The sequence below is a fragment of the Nonomuraea sp. 3-1Str genome (assembly GCF_031570565.1).
Taxonomy (GTDB): domain Bacteria; phylum Actinomycetota; class Actinomycetes; order Streptosporangiales; family Streptosporangiaceae; genus Nonomuraea.
The window spans coordinates 35,068-58,393 of record NZ_JALHBK010000035.1 but is presented as its reverse complement, the minus strand read 5'-3'; the positions used below and the strand labels follow the sequence as shown (position 1 = coordinate 58,393).

24 protein-coding genes and 1 tRNA gene are annotated in these 23,326 nt (G+C 73.1%); 12 read left to right on the top strand and 13 right to left on the bottom strand.

Annotated features, from left to right (window positions below):
• Positions 1-28 precede the first annotated feature (28 nt).
• The 3 genes from MTP10_RS36945 to MTP10_RS36935 all read right to left on the bottom strand — a co-directional run bounded on the left by MTP10_RS36945 (position 29) and on the right by MTP10_RS36935 (position 1,512).
• Positions 29-283: a hypothetical protein gene (locus MTP10_RS36945; protein ID WP_310715881.1), complete on the bottom strand. Its 255-nt coding sequence runs from the start codon at positions 281-283 to the stop codon at positions 29-31.
• A gap of 170 nt (positions 284-453) precedes the next feature.
• A complete protein-coding gene (locus MTP10_RS36940; RefSeq protein WP_113703532.1) occupies positions 454-690 on the bottom strand; it encodes a DUF397 domain-containing protein in 237 nt (78 codons plus the stop codon).
• Complete coding sequence (locus MTP10_RS36935; protein WP_310715943.1) at positions 691-1,512, bottom strand: helix-turn-helix transcriptional regulator; 822 nt, start codon at positions 1,510-1,512, stop codon at positions 691-693.
• Positions 1,513-1,735: 223 nt separating this feature from the next.
• On the opposite strand from MTP10_RS36935, the gene MTP10_RS36930 reads away from it, so the two are divergent.
• Positions 1,736-2,239 carry an ATP-binding protein gene (locus tag MTP10_RS36930; RefSeq protein ID WP_310715879.1) on the top strand — a complete coding sequence of 168 codons (504 nt, stop codon included), beginning with the start codon at positions 1,736-1,738 and terminating at the stop codon, positions 2,237-2,239.
• Positions 2,240-2,316: 77 nt separating this feature from the next.
• Positions 2,317-4,755 (top strand): helicase-associated domain-containing protein, encoded by a 2,439-nt coding sequence (locus tag MTP10_RS36925; protein ID WP_310715877.1) that lies wholly within the window; start codon positions 2,317-2,319, stop codon positions 4,753-4,755.
• On the opposite strand, the gene MTP10_RS36920 is transcribed toward MTP10_RS36925, so the two are convergent.
• A complete protein-coding gene (locus MTP10_RS36920; RefSeq protein WP_310715875.1) occupies positions 4,739-5,758 on the bottom strand; it encodes an ABC transporter substrate-binding protein in 1,020 nt (339 codons plus the stop codon). The two genes, MTP10_RS36925 and MTP10_RS36920, sit on opposite strands and share 17 nt — an antisense overlap.
• A gap of 85 nt (positions 5,759-5,843) precedes the next feature.
• On the opposite strand from MTP10_RS36920, the gene MTP10_RS36915 reads away from it, so the two are divergent.
• From MTP10_RS36915 to MTP10_RS36905, 3 genes are all read left to right on the top strand, one after another.
• Positions 5,844-6,926 (top strand): iron chelate uptake ABC transporter family permease subunit, encoded by a 1,083-nt coding sequence (locus tag MTP10_RS36915; protein WP_310715873.1) that lies wholly within the window; start codon positions 5,844-5,846, stop codon positions 6,924-6,926.
• 42 nt (positions 6,927-6,968) lie between these two features.
• On the top strand, positions 6,969-8,009 hold the full coding sequence (locus MTP10_RS36910; RefSeq protein WP_310715871.1) for an iron chelate uptake ABC transporter family permease subunit: 1,041 nt from the start codon (positions 6,969-6,971) through the stop codon (positions 8,007-8,009).
• Positions 8,010-8,110: 101 nt separating this feature from the next.
• On the top strand, positions 8,111-9,028 hold the full coding sequence (locus tag MTP10_RS36905) for an ABC transporter ATP-binding protein (protein WP_310715869.1): 918 nt from the start codon (positions 8,111-8,113) through the stop codon (positions 9,026-9,028).
• On the opposite strand, the gene MTP10_RS36900 is transcribed toward MTP10_RS36905, so the two are convergent.
• Positions 9,025-10,278, bottom strand: coding sequence for an ArgE/DapE family deacylase (locus MTP10_RS36900; protein ID WP_310715867.1), 1,254 nt, complete (start codon positions 10,276-10,278; stop codon positions 9,025-9,027). The two genes, MTP10_RS36905 and MTP10_RS36900, sit on opposite strands and share 4 nt — an antisense overlap.
• A gap of 83 nt (positions 10,279-10,361) precedes the next feature.
• Here MTP10_RS36900 and MTP10_RS36895 point away from each other — a divergent pair, with 83 nt between their 5' ends.
• Positions 10,362-10,682, top strand: coding sequence for a co-chaperone GroES (locus MTP10_RS36895; RefSeq protein WP_310715865.1), 321 nt, complete (start codon positions 10,362-10,364; stop codon positions 10,680-10,682).
• A gap of 48 nt (positions 10,683-10,730) precedes the next feature.
• Here the strand turns inward: MTP10_RS36895 and MTP10_RS36890 are convergent, their stop codons facing one another.
• Together MTP10_RS36890 and MTP10_RS36885 are read right to left on the bottom strand one after the other, a co-directional pair.
• Complete coding sequence (locus tag MTP10_RS36890) at positions 10,731-11,804, bottom strand: hypothetical protein (protein WP_310715863.1); 1,074 nt, start codon at positions 11,802-11,804, stop codon at positions 10,731-10,733.
• Between the two features lie 78 nt (positions 11,805-11,882).
• Positions 11,883-12,338 (bottom strand): TIGR02611 family protein, encoded by a 456-nt coding sequence (locus MTP10_RS36885; protein ID WP_310715861.1) that lies wholly within the window; start codon positions 12,336-12,338, stop codon positions 11,883-11,885.
• Between the two features lie 160 nt (positions 12,339-12,498).
• Here MTP10_RS36885 and MTP10_RS36880 point away from each other — a divergent pair, with 160 nt between their 5' ends.
• The 3 genes from MTP10_RS36880 (at position 12,499) to MTP10_RS36870 (ending at position 15,115) form a co-directional block, all read left to right on the top strand.
• A complete protein-coding gene (locus MTP10_RS36880) occupies positions 12,499-13,395 on the top strand; it encodes an aryldialkylphosphatase (protein WP_310715859.1) in 897 nt (298 codons plus the stop codon).
• A 98-nt stretch (positions 13,396-13,493) separates the two neighbouring features.
• Positions 13,494-14,462 (top strand): histidine kinase, encoded by a 969-nt coding sequence (locus tag MTP10_RS36875; protein WP_310715857.1) that lies wholly within the window; start codon positions 13,494-13,496, stop codon positions 14,460-14,462.
• Complete coding sequence (locus MTP10_RS36870; protein WP_310715855.1) at positions 14,459-15,115, top strand: response regulator transcription factor; 657 nt, start codon at positions 14,459-14,461, stop codon at positions 15,113-15,115. Before MTP10_RS36875 ends, MTP10_RS36870 begins: the two co-directional genes overlap by 4 nt.
• A gap of 12 nt (positions 15,116-15,127) precedes the next feature.
• Here MTP10_RS36870 and secY read toward each other — a convergent pair whose 3' ends face one another.
• Positions 15,128-16,417 (bottom strand): preprotein translocase subunit SecY, encoded by a 1,290-nt coding sequence (gene secY, locus MTP10_RS36865; RefSeq protein WP_310715853.1) that lies wholly within the window; start codon positions 16,415-16,417, stop codon positions 15,128-15,130.
• Between the two features lie 95 nt (positions 16,418-16,512).
• Positions 16,513-17,133, bottom strand: a complete 621-nt coding sequence (locus MTP10_RS36860; RefSeq protein ID WP_310715851.1) for a TetR/AcrR family transcriptional regulator — start codon at positions 17,131-17,133, stop codon at positions 16,513-16,515.
• Between the two features lie 48 nt (positions 17,134-17,181).
• Between MTP10_RS36860 and MTP10_RS36855 the strand changes: the two genes are divergently transcribed.
• A complete protein-coding gene (locus MTP10_RS36855) occupies positions 17,182-19,401 on the top strand; it encodes an excinuclease ABC subunit UvrA (protein WP_310715849.1) in 2,220 nt (739 codons plus the stop codon).
• Here the strand turns inward: MTP10_RS36855 and MTP10_RS36850 are convergent.
• The 3 genes from MTP10_RS36850 to MTP10_RS36840 form a co-directional block, all read right to left on the bottom strand.
• Positions 19,364-20,143 carry a putative hydro-lyase gene (locus MTP10_RS36850; RefSeq protein ID WP_310715847.1) on the bottom strand — a complete coding sequence of 260 codons (780 nt, stop codon included), beginning with the start codon at positions 20,141-20,143 and terminating at the stop codon, positions 19,364-19,366. The two genes, MTP10_RS36855 and MTP10_RS36850, sit on opposite strands and share 38 nt — an antisense overlap.
• Before the next feature lie 89 nt (positions 20,144-20,232).
• Positions 20,233-20,469: a hypothetical protein gene (locus tag MTP10_RS36845; protein WP_310715845.1), complete on the bottom strand. Its 237-nt coding sequence runs from the start codon at positions 20,467-20,469 to the stop codon at positions 20,233-20,235.
• A complete protein-coding gene (locus tag MTP10_RS36840; RefSeq protein WP_310715843.1) occupies positions 20,469-20,693 on the bottom strand; it encodes a DUF6158 family protein in 225 nt (74 codons plus the stop codon). Before MTP10_RS36840 ends, MTP10_RS36845 begins: the two co-directional genes overlap by 1 nt.
• A 96-nt stretch (positions 20,694-20,789) precedes the next feature.
• Between MTP10_RS36840 and MTP10_RS36835 the strand changes: the two genes are divergently transcribed.
• Both MTP10_RS36835 and MTP10_RS36830 read left to right on the top strand, forming a co-directional pair.
• A complete protein-coding gene (locus MTP10_RS36835) occupies positions 20,790-21,722 on the top strand; it encodes a LysR family transcriptional regulator (RefSeq protein WP_310715841.1) in 933 nt (310 codons plus the stop codon).
• 285 nt (positions 21,723-22,007) lie between these two features.
• Positions 22,008-22,081 (top strand) — tRNA-Ile (locus MTP10_RS36830).
• 457 nt (positions 22,082-22,538) lie between these two features.
• Here the strand turns inward: MTP10_RS36830 and MTP10_RS36825 are convergent.
• A complete protein-coding gene (locus MTP10_RS36825) occupies positions 22,539-23,276 on the bottom strand; it encodes a site-specific integrase (RefSeq protein WP_310715838.1) in 738 nt (245 codons plus the stop codon).
• Between the last annotated feature and the right edge of the window lie 50 nt (positions 23,277-23,326).

Here is a 23,326-nt window from a genome sequence, read left to right as displayed (position 1 = left end):
AACACGGCCGGAGGAGACGCGGGCAGGGTCAGGAGAGCGACTGGGCGGGCTGCGGCCCCCTGCCCGTCAGCCACTCCAGCACCCGGCGGTGGCCGGACGCCGCGTCCTCGAAGTGGCCCCAGTGCCAGTAGCGGGGCTGGTCGCGGATGCCGGTCACCCACGTGCGGTAGGAGACGGTTCCGGACTCCGCCGGCGCCACGCCGTACGTGCGGATCACGACCTTGCCGCCCGGTGCGAAGAGCACGTCGTCGGCGATCGGATAGAGGGTCATCTGGTCGAGCATGGACCGCATCCTGTCCGGTCCGCGGGGCGGGACCGTTACGCCCCCGGCGCGCCGCCGTTAAGCGGGCGCGCCGGAGGTTAACACGCGGTTACGCCACCCCCATCAGAACGGTCCCGTCGGACCGGACACATCGGACCGGCCCCCTCAGACCGGCCCTCGGATCGCCCCCCTCAGACCAGGAGCCCGTCGAACTCCCCGTCCTTGACCCCGAGCACGAGGGCCCGGATCTCGTCACGGGTGTAGATCAGGGCCGGACCGTCGGGGAAACGCGAGTTGCGCACCGCGACGCCGCCGTCAGGAAGCTGGGCGAGCTCCACGCAGTTGCCCTGCGAGTTGCTGTAGCGGCTCTTACGCCAGGCGACCTGCTTCAGGTCGGTCGCGGGCATGCCGTTGTAGGTCTGCTTCATCTACATCTTTCTGAGAAGACCGCCGACGAGCTCGACGGTGCCCCCGGGCGTGGTGCTCTCCACGCATAACTGCTCCATGGCCGTGAGGTACGGGTCGATGTCCTCACGTTTGTCCAGGTATAGGGCACCCCAGAGCTGCTCGACATAGACAACGTCCGACAAATCGGACTCGGGAAACCGCAAGATGCTGAACGCGCCCCCTTCAGCGGCGTGCATGCCGTACCTGAAGGGCATCACCTGGAGGGTGATGTTGGGCAGTGCGGCGACTTCCAGCAGGTGCTGGAGCTGCTCGGCCATGACGTCCCGCCCGCCGATGGTCCGCTTGAGCGTCGCCTCGTCGATGACGGCCCACAGGCGCGGCCCGTCCTTCTGGGTGAAGCGCTCCTGCCGCTGCATGCGCAGATGCACGCGGCGTTCTATCTCCGCGGGGCCGGCATCGGGGTTGCCGAGCTGGAAGACCGCGCGCGCGTAGGCGGCCGTCTGCAGCAGGCCGGGCACGAACTGCACCTCATAGGTGCGGATCACGCTCGCGGCCTCCTCCAGCCCGACGTAGGTGGTGAACCACGAGGGCAGCACGGCCGAGTACTTGTGCCACCACCCGGGGGTGTTGGCCTCGCGGACCATCTCCAGCAGAGCACGGCGTTCGGCGTCGTCGACGACGCCGTACAGGGTGAGCAGGTCCTCGACATCACGTGTCTTGAATCCGACGCGACCGAGCTCCATCCGGCTGATCTTGGACTCGGACGCCCGGATGTGGAATCCGGCCTGGTCGCGGGTGAGCTCGCTGGCCTCGCGCAGGCGCCTGAGACTCGCCCCGAGCATGATGCGCCTGACGGTCGAACCAGAACCCGGCGGATCAATGGACACGCGCTGCTCCTTGGTCGTTTCCTTGACACCTAGTCTGTCACTTCACGGTCGAAAGATCATCAACCGCGGCCAAGATCCCCTTTCCCGCCGGTTTGACCATTTGAGGGAAACCGTAGCGCCTGCACGCACCCTCTGCACGTGCATTCGCCCTTGCACCTGCACGAGAGTTTGCCGCAGAATGATCTATGTGCAACCCACCCTGGCTTCCGGCCAATGGACCACGTTCGACTGGTGGCCCCCCGTCGGTTGGTGGCCCGAGGCGGCGCGCGATCTGCTGGCCCCCGGGCCGTCCGCGAGCGCCACGTTCGTCCTTCCCCCCACCCCCTCCTCCGTGCACGCGGCACGCGCCTTCGCCATGGGGGCGCTGAGCGGCTGGAAGCTGGAGGAGCTCACCGAGAACATGGAGCTGGTCGTCTCCGAGCTGGCGACCAACGCGCTCCGCCACGGCCTGCACGTCTCCGATCCCGGCTCCTGCCCGCCCGTGCACATGTCACTGGTACGCCGGGGGTCACTGGTCACCAGCGCGTTCACCGACCCGGCCTCCGAGGTGCCGGTGCTGCGCTATCCCGGCCCCCTCGACGCCGGCGGGCTGGGGCTGCACATCGTCGAATCCCTGAGCCTGCGCTGGGGCTGGTCGGCGCTCGCACCACAAGGGAAGATCGTCTGGGCAGTCCTCACCTGACCGGGGGTGATCTGCACTACCGTGGATGCTCATGGCTCACGGTGAGTCCCGCGCGCGACCCCTGAGAGTGCTGACCGATGGATGATCACCTGCTCGGCTGGCTGCGGACACTCGACGAAGACCGGCTCGGCCGCATTCTCTCCAACCGGCCCGACGCCATCGCCGCGCCCTGGCCGCGGCGGCTCGACACGCTCGCCCAGCGGCTGTCCAACGGCTTCGCCGTCATGGAGGCGCTGCGCGGCCTGCCGCTGCCCTGCCTGGAGCTCGCCCAGGCGTCCCTCGTGGTCCGCCATGCCACGCCGGAGCGGGTGGCGGAGTTCCTCGGCGTGCCGCTCGGGGAGCTGACTCCCTGGCTCGACCGGCTGCAGGACCACGCGCTGGCCTGGCCCGACGCCGAAGGCGCGATCCACCTGGCCGAGGCGGTCGCGCGCTGGTGGCCCACCCCGCTGGGCCTCGGCGAGCCCCTCGACCACTACCTCAACTCCTGGACGATCAGCCTCGACACCCTGCGCGCCCTGGCCCGCCGCCTCGGCCTGCCCTCGGGCGGCCACAAGCGCCGCGCGATCGCCCGGGTCAGCGAGGTGCTCGCCGACCCGGCGCACCTGGCGGCGCTGCTGCGCCACGCCCCCGAGGGCACGCGCGAGCTGCTGGACGAGTTCGCCTGGAGCGGCCCCGTCCGCGACGTGGACGGCGGCAGGTTCGTCACGCCCGGCACCCCCGAGAAGTGGAGCGCCGACCACGGCCTGCTCTACCGGCCGAGCTGGCACGTCGCCGAGATGCCGCGCGAGGTGGCGCTGTGCCTGCGCGGCCCCGGCCATCGTCCGCCGTTCACACCCGAGCCGCCCGAGGTGGCCACGATCCCCATCGACCCCGAAGAGGTCGACCACCTGATGACGCTGGCCGCGCCGCACGTGGTGGAGCGGTGCGCGGCCCTGCTCGACAACATCTCCAAGACGCCGCTGCCGCTGCTCAAGACCGGCGGCGTGGGCGTGCGGGAGGTGCGGCGCGTGGCCAAGGAGACCGGCTGCGACGAGGACGAGACCCGGCTGCTGCTGGAGATCTGCGCGGTGGCCCGGCTGCTGGCCTGGGACGAGCAGGCGGGCGGCATGGTGCCGACCGAGCGGTTCGACCGGTGGCGGCTCGACGAGGGCGCGGCGCGGCTGCGGGTGCTGCTGTCGGCGTGGTGGCGGATGGAGCGCTCGTCGCTGCGCCGCCTCGACGGCAGGTACGGCACCCTGCTCGGCGACGACCGGTCCGGCCCGGCCGTGGCCCGCATCCGCCGGGCGGTGCTGCCCGTGCTGGCCCACCTGCCGTCGGGCACCGCCTTCGCCGACCGCGCCGGCCTGATCGCCAACGTGCACTGGCACGCTCCGCTGCTCGACCGGGAGATGCTCGGCGAGTGCGCCTCGGCGGCGCTGGAGGAGGCGCGGCTGCTCGGCCTGATCGCCAACGACTCGCTCACCGACCTCGGCCGGGCCCTGGCCGGGCTGGCCGCGCGCGCGGGCGACGAGAACGACGAGGCCGTCCCCCTCGTCGAGCACGACCCGATGCTGGTGGAGGCGTCCACCCGGGCGCTGGCCAGCGTGCGCAGGAGCGCCTTGTTCGGCCCCGACCTGACCGCGGTGGTCACCGGGCCGCCCGCGGCCGAGCTGGCCGCGCTGCTCGACCGGGTGGCCGAGCGGGAGTCGCGGGGGTCGGCCTCGGTGTGGCGGTTCACGCCCGAGAGCGTGCGCGGCGCGCTCGACCACGGCCACGACGCCGACGAGCTGCTGGACGAGCTGGCCGCCGTCGGCACCGTGCCGCAGCCGCTCGACTACCTCGTGCGCGACGTGGCCCGCCGCCACGGCGAGGTGACCGTGACCACGGTCGGCTGCGTGGTGCAGGCGTCCGACCCGGCGCTGCTCGCCGAGATCGCCGCCAACCGGCGGCTGACCCGCCTCGGGCTGCGCCTGCTGGCCCCCACGGTGCTGGTCGGCTCGGCCGACGCCGAACGCACGCTCGCCGTGCTGCGCGACAACGGCTACGCCCCGGTGCCCGTCGCCGACACCGGCGAGATCACCATCCGGCGGGTCCGGCCCGAGGAGCCGCCGGCGGGCGGCAAGCTGGTCCTGCTGCCCGGCGGCCAGGTGGCCGAGCTGCCCGAGCGGCCCGTCCCGTCCGGCGCCGCCGCGCTGGCCGGGCCCGACGGCCTCGCGCACATCGTCGCCGACCCCACACCCGACCCGTACGAGCACGCGCGCCGGCTGGTCGCGGCCGGCCAGAGCGCGCAGCCGGCCGGCCGCACCTGGGCCGTCATCGGGCGGATGGCGAGCCGGCTGCCCACCGCGCAGCAGTCGCTGCTCGGGTTCGTGGTGGACCGCGGGGTGCGGGCCGGCATCACGCTGACCGGCGGGCTGACCGCCACCATCAGCCACGGCGAGCTCAAGGGCGCCGCGCTCGACGCCTGGTGCGAGGAGGCCGGCGACTACCTCGAGTTCCCGCTGGCGGAGATCGTCGAGGTCAGGGCAGCTTACTAGCCTTCTTCAGGTCGGCCACGAGCCCCTCGACGAAGGCCGCGTAGCCCTGGTAGCTGAAGGGCGTCTCGGCCCGCCACGGGTAGAGCTGCCCGGCCTTGACCGCCGGGAGCTTGGCGAAGGTCGGCTTCCTCATCATCTCGGCGGGCTGGAGCGCCTGGCTGCGGGTGTCGTACAGGATGACGTCGGCGTCGTAGGTGTCGGCGTTCTCCCAGCTCAGCGTCTGGAAGAAGCCGCCCTCGTCCACCTTGGACGGGGTCACGACGTTCAGGCCGTTGCGGGTCAGGTGGACGATGTCGGGGTACTCCGGCGGGTTGACGATCCACAGCGCGTCGGCGCCGCCCGACAGCATGAGGATCTTCAGGTCCTTGAACGCGGCCAGCTCCTTCGTGGCGGCCTCCAGCCGGGCCTTGGCCTCGGGGACGCCCTGCATGCCGGCGCCGAGGGAGGTGGCCAGCTCCTCGTAGCGGCCGATCACGTCGGTGGCGCTCGCGCCGGTGAGCATGATGCCGGCCGTGGGGGCGACCTGCTCGATGGTGTCCTTGGACTTCTCCGGGACGTACCAGAGGGTGTCCTTCTCGTACATGTTGCTGACCAGCAGGTCGGGCTGGAGCGAGATGTACTTCTCGACGTTGAACTCGTCCCACACGTTGCCCAGGCCCTCGACCTTGGTGATGTCGACGTTGCCGACCTGCGGGTCCCTGCTGCCGTCCTTGAGCTTGTGCGGGCCGAACACCGCCACCGGCCGCACCCCGAAGTCCCACAGCGCGGCGGCCGAGCCGACCTGGGCCACGATGCGCGCCGGGCGCCGCGGTCGCTCCAGCTTGCGGCCGCGGTCGTCGGTGAACGTCCAGGGCCCTCCGGCGGACCCGCTCGGTACGGCGGAACCGCTCGGCGCCGCGGTCCCCGTTCCGGTGCCGGACCCGCACGCCGCCAGGGTCAGCGTCGCCGCCAGGCCCGCGGCCGCCACGAGGAAGCCCCTGCGGGCCAGTACCGGTTCGGACATTTCCCACTCCTAAGGTTAGGCTTGCCTTCATCGTGCGTGATGAGATTAGCCTTACCTAAGTTTGACCGCCAGGAGAGGGGGGTGGGTGCGCCCGGCCCATCAGATCGAATCGCCGCCCGCGATGCCCGGCCGGCCGGCGGAGAGCCCTCCGACGGGGGCGACGGGGCGCGGCCGGACGGCGGTCCTGACCGCCGGCCTGGTGGCCGCCCTCGGCGTGCTGGTGCTCGTCGCGCTGGCCAGCGTGGCGCTGGGCGCCCGCTCCGTGCCGCTGTCCACGGTGATCGACGCCTTCCTCGCCCCCGGCGCCTCCAGCGACCACACCGTGATCCGCGAGCTGCGGGTGCCGCGCGCGCTGCTCGGCATCGGCGTGGGCGCGGCGCTCGGCCTGGCCGGCGCGATCATGCAGAGCCTCACCCGCAACCCGCTGGCCGACCCCGGCTTGCTCGGCGTCAACCAGGGCGCCGCCCTGGGCGTCACCGTGGCGCTCGCCCTGCTCGGGCTCTCGGACCCGGCCGTGTACGTGTGGTTCGCCTTCGGGGGCGCGGCGGTGGCCTCCGTCCTCGTCTACGCGCTGGGCTCGGCGGGCCGCTCCGGCTCCGCCCCGGTGCGGCTCGCGCTGGCGGGCGTCGCCGTGGGCATGGCGCTCACCGCCGCGTGCTCGGCGCTCCTGCGGATCGACGCCAAGACGTTCGACCGGATGCGGTTCTGGCTGACCGGGTCGCTGGCCGGTCAGGACGCGGCCACGCTGGTGCGCCTGGCGCCGTTCATGGTCGCGGGCATCGTCATCGGGCTGCTGCTGGCCCGGCCGCTCAACCTGCTGTCGCTCGGCGACGACACCGGCCGGGCCCTCGGCGTGGCCGTGGGCCGGACCCGCCTGCTCGCGGGCGTGGCCGTGACCCTGCTGTGCGGGTCGGCGACCGCGGCGGCCGGGCCCCTGTGGTTCGTGGGCCTCGCGGTGCCGCACGCCGTGCGCGCGGTGGTGGGCGGGGACCAGCGGTGGGTGCTGCCGTACACGGTGCTCACCGCTCCGGCGCTGCTGCTGGCGGCCGACGTGGTCGGACGGCTCATCGCGCGGCCCGGAGAGGTGCAGGTCGGCATCATGTGCGCGCTGCTGGGCGCCCCGGTCTTCATCCTGATGGCCCGGCGCAGGCGGCTCGCCGCCCTGTGACGCCCCCATGACTCTCCCCCCGTCCCGCGCTGGAGCTCTTTCGTGACCCTCTCCCCCTCCCCTGCCCGCCCCCGGCGGGTGGCGCGTCTCGGGTCCTGGTCGGTACGGCCGGCGCCCCGGGCGCTGTCGGCCTGCCTCGGGCTCGTCGTCGCCGGGTTCGTCGTGGCCGTGCTGGCCATCTCCACCGGCGAGTTCACCGTGCCCGTGCCCGACGTGCTGAAGGCGGTGTTCGGGCAGGGCACGCCCGTCGCCGAGCTCATCGTGTCCAAGCTGCGCGCCCCCAGGGTCGTCACCGGCCTGCTGGTCGGCGCGGCCTTCGGGATGAGCGGCGCGATCTTCCAGAGCCTCACCCGCAACCCGCTCGGCAGCCCCGACTTCATCGGCTTCACCGCCGGCGCCTCTACGGGCGGCATCCTCGCCGTCGTCGCCGGCGGCACCGCGCTGCACATCGCGGGCGGCTCGCTGGCGGGCTGCGTGGTGACGGCCGCCCTGGTGTACGGGCTGGCGTTCCGGCGCGGGGTGCAGGGCTACCGGCTCGTGCTCGTCGGCATCGGCGCGAACGCGCTGCTCGTCTCCGTCAACTCGTACCTGCTGACCCGCGCCAACATCAACGACGCCGCCACCGCCGGCGCCTGGCTCACCGGCAGCCTCGGCGGGCGCGGCTGGGAGCACGCGATCCCGGTCGGCGCGGCGGTGGCCGTCCTGCTGCCGGTCTGCGCGTACGTGTCCCGGCCGATGCGGATGATGGAGATGGGCGACGACGCGGCCCGCTCGATGGGGATCAGGGTGGAGACCGTGCGGGCGGCGGCCGTCGTCGCCGGGGTGCTGCTGTGCGGTGTGGCCACGGCCGCCGCCGGGCCGGTCGTCTTCGTGGCCCTCGCCGCGCCGCAGCTCGCCCGGCGGCTGACCCGCTCCTCCGGCGTCACCATGACCGCCTCGGCGCTCACCGGCGCCGTGCTCCTGACGGCGGCCGACCTGGCTGCGCAGCGGGTCATCGCGCCCGCCCAGCTGCCCGTGGGCGTCCTCACCGCCGCGATCGGCGGCGTCTCCCTCGCCCTCCTGCTCCGCAAGGACCGCCACTGATGCCGGCGCCACCGATGCTCGCGCCGCGAAAGGACCGTCACTGATGCCCGCGCTGCGAAAGGACCGTCACTGATGCTCCCGCCGGGAAAGGACCGCCGCTGATGCTCCCGTCCACGCCCGCCGCCCGGCTCTCGGGGTCCGGCCTGACGCTCGCCTACGACCAGCGGGTGGTCGCCGAGGGCCTGGACGTGACGATCCCCGACGAGTCGTTCACCGTGATCATCGGCCCCAACGCCTGCGGCAAGTCCACGCTCCTGCGCGCCCTCGCCCGCATGCTGAAGCCGAAGAAGGGCGCCGTCCACCTCGACGGCAGCGTGATCACCTCGCTGCCGTCCAAGGAGGTGGCCCGCCGGCTCGGCCTGCTGCCGCAGAGCTCGATCGTGCCCGACGGCATCACGGTGGCCGACCTGGTGGCCCGGGGGCGGTACCCGCACCAGCGGCTCATGCGGCAGTGGTCGCGCGCGGACGAGGCCGCCGTGGCCGAGGCCATGCGCGCCACCGACGTGACGGGGCTGGCCGAGCGGATCGTGGACGAGCTGTCCGGCGGGCAGCGGCAGCGGGTGTGGCTGGCGATGGCGCTGGCCCAGGAGACGCCGATCCTGCTGCTGGACGAGCCGACGACGTTCCTCGACATCTCGCACCAGATCGAGGTGCTGGACCTGTGCGCCGACCTGCACGAGGCCGGCCGCACGATGGTGGCGGTGCTGCACGACCTGAACCAGGCGTGCCGCTACGCCACGCACCTCGTCGTCATGCGCGACGGCCGGATCGTCGCCGAGGGGGACCCGGCGGCGATCTTGACGCCGGAGCTGGTGGCGCGGGTGTTCGACCTGCGCTGCGAGATCATCACCGACCCGCAGTCGGGGACGCCGCTCGTCATCCCGGAGTCCCGCCGCCGCGCCCCGGAGTCGCCGGAGCGGGCGTCCGTGCCGCCGGAGCAGGCCTCCACGTCGCCGGAGCAGGCCTCCAGGTCGCCGGAGCGGGCGTCCGTGTCCGGGGCGTCGCGGCGCCGGTCCTAGCGGACGCCGCAGACGCGGAGCGCGAGGAGGGCGAGGGCGCGGGTCACCTCGCGCAGCTCCGACAGCTCCACCTGCTCCCTCGGGGCGTGCGCGAACCGCACGTCACCAGGGCCGTAGTGCAGCGACGGGATGCCGCCCGCCGCGTACAGCCGCAGGTCGCTCCCGTACGGCGCGGCGGCCTCGCGCGGCCAGGCGCCCGATACGTCGGCGACCGCCCGGTTCACCTCCCCCAGCAGCGGATGCCCCTCGGGCAGCCGCCCGCTGGCGAACTGGCCGCCCGGCCACGTCACCACAGGCGGGTTCTCGCGCAGCCACGGGCTCGCCGCGCCCAGCACCGCCTCCTCCAGGGCGGCGCGCGCGTCGGCCGGGTCCTCGTCGAGCCGCACGCCGAGCCGCCCCTCGGCGACCAGCAGGTCCGGCACCGTGCTCGCCCAGTCGCCGGCCCGCACGGTGCCGATCTCGATCGGGTACGGCAGCGCGTTGTCCCCGTACAGGGGCGGCACGTCGCGGTTGCGCTCGGCCTCCACCCGCCGGATGGCCTCGAACACCGGCCAGAACACCTCGATCGCGCTGACGCCCTCCGTCCGGGCGCCGCCGTGCGCGGCCCGGCCGGAGACCTCCAGCCGGAACGTCAACGCCCCGGCGTTGGCCGTGATGACCGTGCCGCTCGTGGGCTCGGTGAGGACGGCCGCCTCGGCGGTGTGGCCCCGGGCCAGCGTCGCGAACGCCCCCAGCCCGCCGTCCTCCTCACTCACCACGCAGTGCACGGCGAGCGGCCGGACCAGCCGCACCCCGGCCGCGCGCAGGGCGCGGACGACGGCGAGGTTGGCCACCAGGCCGGCCTTCATGTCGCAGGCGCCCCTGCCGTGCAGGGTGTCGCCGACGACCCGCGCGGCGAACGGGTCGTTGCCCTCCCACTTGGCCAGGTCGCCGGTGGGCACGACGTCGACGTGGCCCTGGAGCGCCAGCGCGGGCGCGCCCTCGCCGCCGGTCACCCCGACCACGCCGTACGCCTCGGAGCGGGGCGCCTCGGTGCCGGGGAAGCCGTCGCGGGCCCGCAGCCCCTCGATGTCGACCTTCCACACGTCCACGTCGAGGCCGGCCTCGGTGAGGAGACGGGCGAAGCGGTGCTGGAGCTCCGACTCGGCGTCGGTCCCCGTGATACTGGGCACCCTGACCGTCTCGGCCAGCAGGCTCACCGTGCCGGGGTCGTCGACGGCATCCAGGACCCGGGCTTCCACCTCGCGCATGAGGCAACCCTAGTCACGCCGCCGTCCTGGCCGAACCGGCCCTGCCCTGATCCCCGTGCCGCGATCGCCCGTAAACTTGGCCCGTGGCAGAGCCCAAGTTCGAGATTCAGATGCTGCACGACCGGGTGATGATCCGGCTGGAGCAGAACGCCGAGGAACGGCGGAGCGGCTCGGGGATCGTCATCCCGGCCACCGTCAAGCTGGCCAACCGGCTCGCCTGGGGAGAGGTCTGCGGTGTCGGGTCCAACGTGCGCTCGGTCAAGGTGGGCGACAAGGTCCTGCTCAACCCCGAGGAGCAGTTCGAGGTGGAGTTGCACGCGCAGGTCTACCTGGTGATGCGGGAGCGCGACCTGCACGCGGTGGCGACGCAGGAGACCGACCACGGCACGGGGCTCTACCTCTGAGCACCCGGCCCGTCCGGCCGCGCACGCGACCGGACGGGCCTGTCCGGCTCAGACGCCGCCGGGAAGCGCGCCGGTGGCGGCGGTGCCGCCGGTCGCCGCGCGGTTGAAGGTCAGCCAGAGCTTGGCGGTCCACGTGCGGGCCGGGACGGCGGCCAGCACCCGCGAGGCCCTGCCGTCCAGGCCCACGACGGTCAGCCGGTAGGCGCCGCCCTGCGGCATGACCGCGATGACGTGGTCCTCGTCCCACCAGCCGAACAGGGCGGTCGGCCGTACCGCGACCGGCTTGATGATCTGCCCGGTGGCGGGGTCGGCGACGCAGAGGCGCTCGGCGGAGCGCGGCGGGCACCACAGCGCCAGGCGGCGGCCGGAGGGCGAGTACGGGTCCTCGGGGCCGGTCGGGCGGCCGAGCGTGGTGTGCGTGCTGAGAACGGCGCCGTCGGCGGCCCGGTAGGCGCGCAGCCCGTCGCCGTGCCTGGCGATCAGGTCGCCCGCGGGCGTCCACGCGAAGGCGGCCCGCGCGTCCACGCCGGCGACCGCGACCGTGCGGGCGGTGCCGGCCGCCACGTCCACGACGGTGAAGCCGGCGGTGCGCCAGGAGCCGCCGGTCTTCCGCTCGACGGTCAGGGCCACCCGCCTGCCGTCCCGGGACCACGAGATCGACGAGGCGGTCAGCGGCTTGGCGACGGTGGGGACGCGACGCAGCGCGCCGGTGGCCCGGTCGGTGAGGAGGAGTGCGTCCTTGCCCGCCCGGTAGGCCGTGGGCACGGCCGCGAGGATGCGCCCGTCGGGCGAGACCACGGCCTCGGACACGGCCGCCCGCGCGGTGAACGCGTCGCCGGTGCGCGCGCGCACGTACGTGGCCTTCGTGCCGAGCCCGTACGCGCTGAGGCGTACGGGATCGCCGGTCTGCTGCTGGTACGTCACGTTCACGCCGGGGAGCGGCAGCGCGGCGGCCCGCCGGGAGGGCGCGGTCGGCGCAGGCGACGCGGTGGGCGCGACGGGCGCGGCGGGAGCCGTGGGCACCGTCGGAGCTGTGGGCACCGTCAGGGCGGCGGGCACCGTCGGGGCGGCGGGCGCGGCGAGGAGCGTCAGGGTGAGCACGGCGGCGGCGGAGGCGGACACGCCCCGCACACTAGACACCGTTCGCCGCGATATCCCGCGCGATAGCGGCCCGGTATGGATCGGGCCGGTCTCGGTAGATCAGAAGAAGCGCCGGCTCAGCAGGAGCAGGTCGATGCCGACGGCCTTCATGCCGAAGTACACGATCGTGGCCGCGACGGCCACCGTGACGAGCAGCACGACGATGCGGAGGGGCCAGCCCTGCCGCTTGTACCACTCGGTCCAGGCGTGCAGGGTGCGCTTGCCGAACTCCAGCACCCGCCGCGCCCAGTGGAACTCGGTGGCGAGCACGGCCAGCCCCGCGAACACCACGAGCCAGCCCGGCCCGGGGAACGGCACCATGATCAGCCCCCCGATGACCATGACGGCGCCGATCACGCCGATGACGATCTTGAGGGTGAGGGCGCCGGTGCGGGTGGAGCGGACGCCGTCCAGCCAGCCGTTCAGGCCGCCGCGGCGCGCGGGCATGTCGGAGGCGCGTGCGGCCTCGTCCTTCACCGCGTCGGCGCCCCCCGTCTCTGAGTCGTGGATCGGCACAGCCCCCCCGGACAGTCGGTCGTGCTCCAAGGATACGGCCGACGCCTAGGGCATATGCGACCGTAAGCATAATGATCTATAAACCCGACCTAAAGTAAAATCTCTCGCCGAAGCGGCACTACTTAGCAAATATCGGTTAATGTCTGCTATGCCCGAGGTCATGCTTCGCACCGTCACCGGCCCCATCCGCGCTGCCTCGGTGGACGGCGCCGTACTCCCGCACGAGCACCTGCGCACCGACATGCGGTGGGCGGTCGGCATCGAGTCCGACCCGTACCGGTGGCTCGACGAGGAGCACACCGTCGTCGACGAGCTCCGGGACCTGCGCCTGTCCGACGGGCTGAACCTCGTCATCGATCTCACCTGCCTCGGCATGGGCCGCGACGCCGCCGCCCTGGCCCGCGTCGCCGCCGCCTCCCGGGTGCCGGTGATCGCCTCGACCGGCGTGTTCAGCGAGCCGTTCTCGCCGGCGCGCGACGCGGACGTGCCCACGCTCACCCGGCTGCTCATGGACGAGATCTCGAACGGGCTCGACGGGACGGGGGTGTTCCCGGGGGTGATCGGCGAGGTCGGCTGCTGGGGCGCCGAGCCCACGCCCGCCGAGGAACGCGCTCTCATCGCCGCCGCCCACGCCTCCGTCGCCACCCGCCTGCCGGTCGCCACGCACGGCCGCGACTCTCTCGGCGTGCTGGAGATCCTGCTCGCCCAGGGACTGCCCGCGGCTCGCGTCGGCGTCGGGTACGCGGGCTCGGACCTGCCCGTCGCCCGCAAGATCGCCGAGTCGGGCGCGTACGTGAGCGTGACGGCGCTGGGCAACGGCGTGGACGCCGCGGTACGGGTCGCGCTCGGCCTCATCGAGGAGGGACACGCGGAGCGGCTGCTGGTCAGCACCGGGACGAGCCGGGTGGCGCAGACCGGCAGGTACGGCGGGCCGGGGTACGCCCATGTGTTCCAGGCGGTGCTGCCGCGCCTGCGTGAGGCCGGGGTGGACGAGGACACGATCCGGCTGGTCACCCGCGACAACCCCCTCCGCTGGCTCACGGCCGGCGCCGCCTGACCGTCCGCGCCTTCTCCCGGGGCCGCGCTCGCCGGAGCACCGGGAGTGCGCGAACTGGCTAGGATCGGTGCGATACGGGCCTGGCCGGATGGGGGACGGTGAGCGAGGACACGCGCAGCGGCGATCGGTCGCGCGGCCGGTTCGGGCGGCTGGCACGCCTGACGCGGCTGGGCGACGTGCCGGTCGTGATGATGCTGGTGTGGGCCGGCTGGCTCGCCGTCCCGTGGTCGTTCAGCGGCCTCGCGCAGGCCCGCGCGGCCGCCGCCGAAGCCGCTCTCCCACCCCCTCCGCCCGCCGCCGAGGCCGCTCTCCCATCCCCTCCCCCCGCGCCGGCCAAGGCATGGGGTCTGCCGGCGCCGGCCCGGCCCGCCGCCACCGTCCTCCCCGCCGGGGAGACCCACCAGACCCACCAGACCTCACGGGACGCGTTCGCGGCGCAGCGGGCGTGGATCGCCGGCGAGGTCCACGACGCGGCCGGTCACGGGCTTGCGGCCATCGCCATGCAGGCCGGGGTCGCCCTGGTCACGCTGGACGACGATCCCGAGCAGGCGCGCGCCTCGTTACGGGCCATCCGCGAGACGAGCCTGACCGCCCTGGCGCAGCTCCGTACCGCCCTCGACCGCCTGGATCCCCGCCCCTCGGAGAGCACGTGGGACACGCGGCCCACGGACGGTGGGTTGCGGGCGCTCGTCGACGGAGTGCGCGCCACGGGCCTGCGCGTGAAGGTCCAGCCGGACGATCCGGCCGTGCCCGCTCGCCTGCACGACGCCGTCTACCGCGTCGTCCGCGAGTCCCTCACCAACGTCCTGCGCCACGCCGGCCCCTCCGCCGCCACCCGGGTCCGGCTGGCCGCCGAGCCGGACGCGTACATCGTGGAGATCGTCAACCACCCGGCCGGCACCCCGGGACGGGCCGGCGAGCCCGGCGCGGGCGGGCGCGGGCTGGACGGGATGCGCGTCCGGGTGGCGGCCCTCGGCGGCCACCTCAACGCCGGCCCGCGACCGGACGGCGGCTTCCGCGTCCTCGCCCGCTTCCCGGTCACGGGTCGTCCCGGGGAGGACGCGTGATCCGCGTGGTCGTCGCCGACGACCAGGCCGTCGTACGCATGGGCCTGCGGGCGCTGCTGGAGCGCGAGCCCGACATGGAGTGCGCCGGTGAGGCGGCCGACGGCGCCGCCGCGCTCGACCTGCTCCGCCGTACCCGCCCCGACGTGCTGCTGCTCGACATCCGGATGCCCGGCATGGACGGCCTGGCGACGCTGCGCGCCGTCGCCGGCGATCCCGGCCTGGCGGGCACCCGGATCGTGGTGGTGACGACGTTCGCCGAGGACGAGTACGTGTTCGCCGCCCTCCAGGCCGGCGCCAGTGGCTTCCTGCTCAAGGACAGCGCCCCGGACGAGCTGGTGAGCGCGGTCCGGGTGGTGGCGGCGGGCGAGGCCCTGCTGTCCCCGTCGATCACCAGGAGGGTCATCTCCCTGTTCGGCGGGACCGGTGTCGCGCCCGTGCGGGGGCTGGACACGCTGACCCCGCGCGAGCGGGAGATGGTGGCGTGGGTGGCGACCGGCCGGTCCAACGAGGAGATCGCCGGAGAGCTGGTGATCAGCCCCGACACCGTGCGGACGCACGTGAGCCGGGCCATGGTCAAGCTGGGGGCGCGTGATCGGGCCCAGCTCGTCGTGTTCGCCATGCGCGCGGGCCTGGCCGTCCCCGGACAGACCTAGGGCGATTCGCGGCTAGCGCAGGAAGCCCTCGTAGTTGCGCTGCTGGAGCTGCGCCTCGATCTGCTTGACGGTCTCCAGCCCCACTCCCACCATGATCAGCACGCTGGTCCCGCCGAGCGGGAAGTTCTGCTGCGTCCCCGGATCCCTGAGGATCATGAACGCGAGCATCGGCAGCAGCGCCAGCACCCCGAGGTAGGCCGCCCCGGCGGCGGTCAGGCGCGACAGCACGTACGACAGGTAACCGGCCGTGGGACCGCCCGGCCTGATCCCGGGCACGAAGCCCCCGTACCGTCGCATGTTGTCCGCCACCTCCATGGGGTTGAACGTGATCGACACGTAGAAGTACGCGAACCCGACGATCAGCAGGACGTACGTGGCCAGGTAGAGCGGGTGCGTCCCCGAGGCGAGCACGCGCGCCAGCCACCCGCCGGCCCCGTCGCCCAGCAGCGGCGCGGCCAGCGTGGGCAGGTAGAGCAGCGACGAGGTGAAGATGACCGGCACGATGCCCGCCTGGTTGACCTTGAGCGGGATGTAGGTGCTGGTCCCGCCGTACATGCGGCGCCCGACCATGCGCTTGGCGTACTGCACGGGCAGGCGGCGCTGCGCCTGCTCGACGTACACGACGCCGGCGACGAGGAACACCCCCGTCACCAGCATCACCGCGAACGAGAACGGGCTCACCAGGAAGATCGTCGACAGGTACGACGGGAAGACGGCCACGACCTGCGTGAACATCAGCAGCGACATCCCGTTGCCGATCCCCCGGTCGGTGATCAGCTCGCCGAGCCACATGACGAGGCAGGCCCCCGCGACCATGGTCACCACAAGGACGGCGACGGCCGGCAGGCTCTGGCCGTACAGCAGCGGCGTCGTGCAGCCCGGCAGCAGGTTCCCCGAGCGGGCCAGCGCGGTGACGGTGGTGGCGTTGAGCACGGCCAGGCCGACGGTGAGGTAGCGGGTGTACTGGGTGATCCGGGCCTGCCCGTTCTGCCCCTGCTTGCGCAGCGCCGCCAGCCTCGGCACCAGCACCACGAACAGCTGCATGACGATGCCCGCGGTGATGTACGGCATGACCCCCAGCGCGAACACCGACAGCTTCAGCATCGCGCCCCCGCTGAGCAGTTGCACCATGTCGACGAGCCCGCCCTTGGCCGTGCCGAGGCACCGCCGGACCGCGACCACGTCCACACCGGGCGCGGGCAGGAGCTGCCCGAGCCGGAACAGCGCCAGCAGACCCAGCGTGAACAGCAGTTTCCTGCGGAGCTCCGGCACCCGGAACGCCCTGACCAGCACAGTGAGCATGGCACCCGAGTCTGGCCGCGCGCCCCGCCGCGGTCGTCCGCTCAACCGATGCACCCGTGTACGCGAATCCGCGTAGACGAGTGCGCCGGGGCCGATCAGCGCGGCGGGTAGACGGCCGCGAGGACGGCCGGCAGCCGGGGCACCAGGCGGGTGAAGCGGCCGTCCTCGTAGCCCGCGTCCGGCTGGTTGGCGAGCTGCTGCGACACCAGGCCGGCGATCAGGCTCGACGCCAGCGCGAGCCCGTCGTCGCCCGCCGCGTCCGGGTGCAGCTCGCCGCGCTCCACCGCGGCCCGGATCAGGCCGGCGAAGTGGTCCTGGATGGCCAGGGCGGGCGCGTACGCCTCCGGGGACGGCGTGAAGCCGGGCACCGGCCGCCAGAACAGGAGCTGCGCGAGCACCGGGTTGGCCATGATCCACCGGGCGCCCGCCTCGTAGGAGGCGCCGAGGGCGTCGAGCCCCGGCGATCGTGAGCCGGCCGGCCCGCGGACCGCGTCGAGGTACTCCCGCTGGCCGCGCTCGAACAGCGCGTCGTACACCGCGCCGCGCGACGGGAAGTACCGGTACAGCGACGGCGGCCGGACGCCGAGCCGCCGGGCGACGGTCGCGAGGCTCAGCCCGGCGACGCCCTCCTCGGCCATCACGTCGAGCGCCAGCCCGAGGATCTCCTCCCGCGTCTCCGCCCTGCGTCGCGCCCGGCGATCCGGAATGTCAGTCACGGCATGTAGCTTAGACTAATAGTGTTAGCTAAAGCTACGGAGGATCGCATGTCGCACGACATCGTGCTCACCGGCCTGCGGCAGAACAACCTCAAGGACGTCTCGCTCCGGCTGCCGAAGGAGCGGCTGACGGTGTTCACGGGGGTGTCGGGCTCGGGCAAGTCCTCGATCGCGTTCGGGACGATCGCGGCCGAGTCGCAGCGCCAGCTCAACGCCACCTTCAGCGCTTTCATCCGCAACCGGCTGCCCACCCACGAGCGCCCGCGCGCCGAGCGGCTGTCCGGGCTCACCACCGCCGTCGTGGTGGACCAGCGGCCGGTCGGCGGCAACGCCCGCTCCACGGTCGGCACGATGACCGACATCCAGCCGATGCTGCGCGTGCTGTTCTCGCGCCGGGGCGAGCCGTCGGCGGGCCCGGCGACGGCCTACTCGTTCAACGACCCCCAGGGCATGTGCCCCGAGTGCCACGGCATGGGCCGTAAGACAGAGGTGGACCTCGACCTCCTGCTGGACCGGGACCTGTCGCTGGATGAGGGCGCCGTCCGCCTCTTCCCCGTCGGCTCGTACGCCTGGCAGCTCTACGCGCGCAGCGGCCTGTTCGACCCGGCCAAGCCGCTGCGCGACTTCACCGGCGAGGAGCTCGACCTGCTGCTCCACGGCGGCGGCTTCAAGGTGGGCCGGGGCCGCTACGAGAACACCTACGAGGGCGTGATCACCCGTTTCAACCGGCTGCACCTCAACCGCGCGGTCGACGCCCTCGACGAGGCGGCGCGGAGCGTCGTCCGCGAGGGCCGCTGCCCGGCGTGCGACGGCGCCCGGCTCAACGCGGCCGCGCTGGCCTCCCGCATCGGCGGACGCAACCTCGCCGACCTGTGCGCCCTGGAGATCGCCGACCTCGTCGACGCGCTGGACGAGCTGGACGACCCCATCGCGGAGGAGGCGGTGGAGTCGCTGCGCCGCATCGACGCGATCGGCCTCGGCTACCTGAGCCTCGACCGCGAGACACCCACCCTGTCGGGCGGGGAGGCACAGCGGCTGAAGACCGTGCGCCACCTCGGCAGCAGCCTCACCGGCCTGACGTACGTCTTCGACGAGCCCAGCGTCGGCCTGCACCCGCGTGACGTGCACCGCCTCGGCGACCTGCTGCTGGAGCTGCGCGACAAGGGCAACACCGTGCTGGTGGTCGAGCACGACCGCGACCTGATCGAGCTCGCCGACCACGTGGTGGACCTCGGGCCGGGCGCGGGCGCCGACGGCGGGCGGGTCGTGTACGAGGGGACGGTCGCGGGGCTGCGCGCGAGCGGCACGCCGACCGGCCGCGCGCTCGGCCGGGCGACAGGGCTCAAGGAGTCCCTGCGCGCGCCGACCGGCTGGCTGACCGTGCGTGACGCCCGCACGCACAACCTCAGGAACGTGACGGTCCGCGTGCCGCTGGGCGTGCTGACGGCGGTCACCGGCGTGGCCGGGTCGGGCAAGAGCACGCTGGCCACCGTGGACCTGCCCGCCCAGCATCCCGGCGCGATCCTCATCGACCAGTCGGCCATCGCCGCCTCGCCGCGCTCGACCGTCGCGACGTACCTGAACGCGATGGACCCGCTGCGCAGGATGTTCGCGCGGGCGAGCGGCGCGCGGCCGGCGCTGTTCAGCGCCAACTCGGCGGGCGCCTGCCCGGCGTGCGGGGGACGCGGCGAGATCACCACGGACCTGGCGTTCATGGACCCGGTGACCCGCGTCTGCGACGCCTGCGGCGGCACCCGCTTCAACCCCGAGGCGCTCTCCCACCGGGTCGGCGGCCGGACGATCGCCGAGGTGCTGGCGCTGACGGCCGACGAGGCGGCCGGCGCGTACGACCTGCTGGGCCCCGCGAGGCTCGGCGAGCTGGGGCTCGGCCACCTGACACTCGGACGGGCGCTGAACACCCTGTCGGGCGGCGAGCGGCAGCGGCTGAAGCTGGCGCACCGGCTGGGCGGGAGCGGTCACGTCCATGTCTTCGACGAGCCCACGACCGGCCTGCACATGGCCGACGTCGGAACGCTGCTGGCGCTGCTCGACCGGCTGGTGGACGCGGGCGGCACGGTCGTCGTCGTCGAGCACGACCTGGACGTGGTCAAGCACGCCGACTGGGTGATCGACCTGGGCCCGGAGGCCGGTCGGCACGGCGGTGAGGTGGTGTTCGAGGGCACCCCGGCCGACCTCAGCCAGGCGTCCACCCATACGGCGAAGCACCTCGCTAGGTCACTCGATAATCCTCGTCCCGCACGTCCATGATCGCCATGTGACCCGGCAGGTGGCCGATCGCGAACTCCACCCCGCTCGCCATGACCGCCGCCTGCGGCGTCACTCCGCACGCCCAGAACACCGGCACCTCGCCCGCCCGCACCTCCACCGGGTCGCCGAAGTCGGGGCGGGCGAGGTCGGCGATGCCGATCGCGGCCGGGTCGCCCACGTGGACCGGCGCGCCGTGCACCATCGGGTACCTGCCGCTCACCTCGGCCGCGGTCTCCACCAGCTCCTCGGGCACCGGCCGCATCGACACCACGAGCGGCCCGGACAGCGTCGCCGTCGGCTCGCACGCCACGCTCGTCCGGTACATCGGCACGTTCGTCCCCAGCTCCAGATGCCGCACCGGCACACCGGCCCCGAGCAGCGCCCCCTCGAAGGTGAAGCTGCACCCGATGAGGAACGGCACCAGGTCCGCCCGCCACTCCGCCACCACGTCACCGGCGTCGGCGACCGGCCGGCCGTCCCGGTAGACGCGGTAGCCCGGCAGGTCGGTGCGCAGGTCTCCGCGGAACAGGGCGCTGGAGTACGACCCCGGCTCCCCCACGTCCAGGACCGGGCACGCCTGCGCGTTGCGGTGGGCGAACAGCAGCAGCTCGTACGCCAGCGGCCTGGGCACCGCGATCAGGTTGGCCTGCGTCCAGCCCTTGCACCAGCCCGCGGTCGGCGCCCGCTCACCCGCGCGGAACCGCTCGCGCGCCTGCGCGGGCGTCAGGTCTGCGACATCCACGCTTCGACACTACGCCGCGGCGGACGGCTGCCTCACTGGTCGACTGACTTACCGATCGGCCGCCTTACCTCGACTGCTGACCGGCGGCCTTACCGATCGACTCCGAACGTGTGCGGCCCGAGGCCCACCTTGTCTCCCCGGGGCACCACGTATCCCTGGGCGACCAGGGCCGCCAGGCTCCGCCGTACGCTCTCCTCCTCCAGGCCCGTGGTGCGGCACAGCGCGTCGACGTCCACGCGTCCACCGCCCTGGGCCTGTGCGGCGACCGCCTCGTAGACATGGACGTCCACGTCCGAAAGCGCCTGCACATCGTGGTCGCGAGCCATCACCGCTCCCTCGCTCCCTCCCGCAGCCGCTCCGGGTCCACGTCCCGCTCGGGGTAGCGGCGCAGATACTCGCTCTCCAGCTCGTTCGTCCGCGAGGTGTGGCGGGCGAGCGCGTCGTCGGAGGCGTGCAAGAAGGCGTCCGTCCGCGTGGCGTGCAGTTGCCGCAGCTCACGCAGCAGATCATCGTCGCCGAGCTGTCTCGGATCGATACCCATGGTCGTCATGGGGTGCCCCCTACCCGGAATGACCTCGACAATATCTGTCATATTTCCTGACATCTGGGCATTGCCGAGCGTGGAAGTGAGCCTTACCTTCCCGTTATGGACCTTGAGCTCCGGCACCTCAGGATCGTCCGAGCGGTCGCCGACGCGGGAAGCGTGAGCAAGGCCGCGTCACTGCTGGGGCTGGCGCAGCCGGCCCTGTCCGCCCAGCTCAAGCGCATCGAGCGAGCGCTGGGCGGCACCCTGTTCGAACGCGACAGGCTCGGAGCCAGGCCCACCCGCCTCGGCGAGCTGGTTCTCGCCCGCGCCCGCGTCCTCCTCCCGGCGGCCCAGGAGCTGCAGGACGAGGCGGCCCGGTTCGTCACCAGACCCTCCCCCGGGTTCCGCATAGGCGCCACCAACGGGCCCGTACTCGGCGGCCTGGTGGATCGGCTGGCGGAGGAGCACACCGTCAGCACGTACACGAGCTGGTCGGGGCGCGAGCTCGCCTCCATGGTGGAGGTGGGCCGCCTGGACTACGCGCTCGTCGGCACCTGCGGCGACAGCGGCGCCCCGGCCGGCGCGCTGCTGTGGGACTCGATCAGCCTGGACCCGATCTTCGTCCTCGTCGGCGAGCGGCATCCGGCCGCCGGCGAGAAGGAGGTGGAGCTCGCCGACCTGGCGGGCGAGCAGTGGGCCGTCATGCCGGGCGACGCCTGCTTCGCCGACTGCTTCGCGACGGCCTGCGCCCGCGCCGGGTTCACCCCCGGCACGATCTACGAGACCGACGTCACCACCTGCGCCCACCTCGCGCGGGTGGGACGCGCGGTGGCGCTCTGCCAGGCCACCCACCCGCCGCAGCCGGGGCTGGCGATGGTCCCGCTCGCGGGGGCGCCGCTGCGCTGGCGCCAGCTCCTCGGCCGCCGCCCCGCCGCGCCGGACGCCACCTGGGTCCTGGCCCACGCCAAACAGGCCCACCTCGACTCGGTACGCGGCAGCCCCATCTACAGCGACTGGCTCGTCCGCAACCCGTCCTTCGGCACCGCCCCTTGACCGTGCCGGACCGGCCACGTGGCGACCCCGAACTCCCACCTCGGCCACCACCTGAACGGCGCGGCCACCAACTGCTCCAGCGCGGTCAGGCAGGCCGCCGGTCGCCGGAGTGCGCGATGACGAGCACCGTGCGCCCGTGCCACCCCCCAGCCCGACGGCCGCTCGATCAACACGCGCGGGCGTGGAATGATGTGCTGGCGGCGAACCATCCACCCGGCGAGGCGGTCCATGCTCTACCCTTAGCCTGCGCCCGCGGGGTAGAGGGGCGCGAGACAACTGAATCCAGGGGCGGTAGCTCAGCCGGTCAGAGCATCGGACTCATAATCCGTGGGTCGTGGGTTCAAGTCCCACCCGCCCTACTCTTCAAAACCGCGTCCGACCTGGGATATCTCGGTTATCGCCAGCCTCGGATCTCGTTTTTGATCATGGCTGGTTGCTCGCTGGTTGCTCTTGTGTACGGACCATGTAACGCGGTAGATCATTTAGACGCCCACCGCCAACTCAGACCCCAAAGACGACCACTAGAAGATCAAGCCAGAACGCCCCCTGGGCTCGCCCGTCAAGCGGCGACCCCAGGTGTGGTCAAGCCTCGGCCAAGCCGGCTCGTCACGCCGGCCAGGTCGCTCGTTCTGCCAACCAGGCCGTTGGTGACCAGCAGATAAAAGATCCGCTGCTTCTCGTAGCGATCTGCTCGCCCCTTTTCACGGCGCAGGTAGGGGATCGATCGGCTGCACGACCTGTGCGATGACGGCTGACGGCTGACGACAAAAGAGCAGGCCCGCCGGAGGTGCGACGGGCCTGCCCAGGTTCGGTGGTTCAGGTGGTGGCCTCGCCGGTATGGGTCGGCAGGGTGATCAGCCGTGCCGTCTGGGCACCAGCTGCTGCGGTGTTGACGAGGGCCGCGGTGGATTCCGCGGCGGCGCGGGCCACCTCCGGGTAGACGCTGGTGTAGGTGTCGCGGGTGAAGGTGGACGAGACGTGTCCCAGCGTCTCCTGCACGATCTTCAGATCGACCCCGGCGGTGAGCATGAGCGAGGCGGCTCCGTGGCGCAGGTCATCCAGCCGCACCGGCGGCAGCCCGACCTCGAAGGCCAGTAGGTAGAACTGGTCGCTGACCTGCTGCGGATGCAGCGGTCGGCCGATCTCGTCGGTGAACACGAAGCCGCTGTCCACCCAATCTTCACCCGCAGCCAGCCGCTCAGCCGCGTGCCGTTTGCGGTGCGCGCGCAGCGCGGTGACAGTGTCCTCATCCAAGGCGATGGTGCGGTCGCTGGCCTCGGTCTTCGGCCTGCCCTGCACCGGCTCCCAGCCCAGCTGGGTGATCTGCCAATGCACCCCCGCCGTCCCCGCGTCCAGGTCAACGTCCTTCCAGCGCAACCCGACGGCCTCACCCCGGCGCAACCCGCGCAGCGCGATCAGCCGACACAACGCGAACAACCGGTGGGCGGCCGCCCGGGCGAGGAAGGCGAACGTGTGCGCGGGCGTCCACACCATCACCGGCGACGGCCTCGGCGTGCCCACATAGACGCTGACCATGCCAGCGCGGCTCAGCATCGCGCCGAGCCGAGCGAGCAGACGAGCGTGGGGTCGCGCGGTGGCGTGGG

Excerpts from the sequence above, each read along its gene's own strand:
- MTP10_RS36855 (WP_310715849.1), top strand. The coding sequence starts at position 17,182 with ATGTCGCACGACATCGTGCTCACCGGCCTGCGGCAGAACAACCTCAAG.
- secY (WP_310715853.1), bottom strand. The coding sequence starts at position 16,417 with ATGCTCACTGTGCTGGTCAGGGCGTTCCGGGTGCCGGAGCTCCGCAGG.
- MTP10_RS36935 (WP_310715943.1), bottom strand. The coding sequence starts at position 1,512 with ATGCTCGGGGCGAGTCTCAGGCGCCTGCGCGAGGCCAGCGAGCTCACC.
- MTP10_RS36845 (WP_310715845.1), bottom strand. The coding sequence starts at position 20,469 with ATGGCTCGCGACCACGATGTGCAGGCGCTTTCGGACGTGGACGTCCAT.
- MTP10_RS36840 (WP_310715843.1), bottom strand. The coding sequence starts at position 20,693 with ATGACGACCATGGGTATCGATCCGAGACAGCTCGGCGACGATGATCTG.
- MTP10_RS36940 (WP_113703532.1), bottom strand. The coding sequence starts at position 690 with ATGAAGCAGACCTACAACGGCATGCCCGCGACCGACCTGAAGCAGGTC.
- MTP10_RS36880 (WP_310715859.1), top strand. The coding sequence starts at position 12,499 with ATGCTTCGCACCGTCACCGGCCCCATCCGCGCTGCCTCGGTGGACGGC.
- MTP10_RS36825 (WP_310715838.1), bottom strand. The coding sequence starts at position 23,276 with ATGCTGAGCCGCGCTGGCATGGTCAGCGTCTATGTGGGCACGCCGAGG.
- MTP10_RS36900 (WP_310715867.1), bottom strand. The coding sequence starts at position 10,278 with ATGCGCGAGGTGGAAGCCCGGGTCCTGGATGCCGTCGACGACCCCGGC.
- MTP10_RS36925 (WP_310715877.1), top strand. The coding sequence starts at position 2,317 with ATGGATGATCACCTGCTCGGCTGGCTGCGGACACTCGACGAAGACCGG.
- MTP10_RS36945 (WP_310715881.1), bottom strand. The coding sequence starts at position 283 with ATGCTCGACCAGATGACCCTCTATCCGATCGCCGACGACGTGCTCTTC.
- MTP10_RS36920 (WP_310715875.1), bottom strand. The coding sequence starts at position 5,758 with ATGTCCGAACCGGTACTGGCCCGCAGGGGCTTCCTCGTGGCGGCCGCG.
- MTP10_RS36905 (WP_310715869.1), top strand. The coding sequence starts at position 8,111 with ATGCTCCCGTCCACGCCCGCCGCCCGGCTCTCGGGGTCCGGCCTGACG.
- MTP10_RS36930 (WP_310715879.1), top strand. The coding sequence starts at position 1,736 with ATGATCTATGTGCAACCCACCCTGGCTTCCGGCCAATGGACCACGTTC.
- MTP10_RS36835 (WP_310715841.1), top strand. The coding sequence starts at position 20,790 with ATGGACCTTGAGCTCCGGCACCTCAGGATCGTCCGAGCGGTCGCCGAC.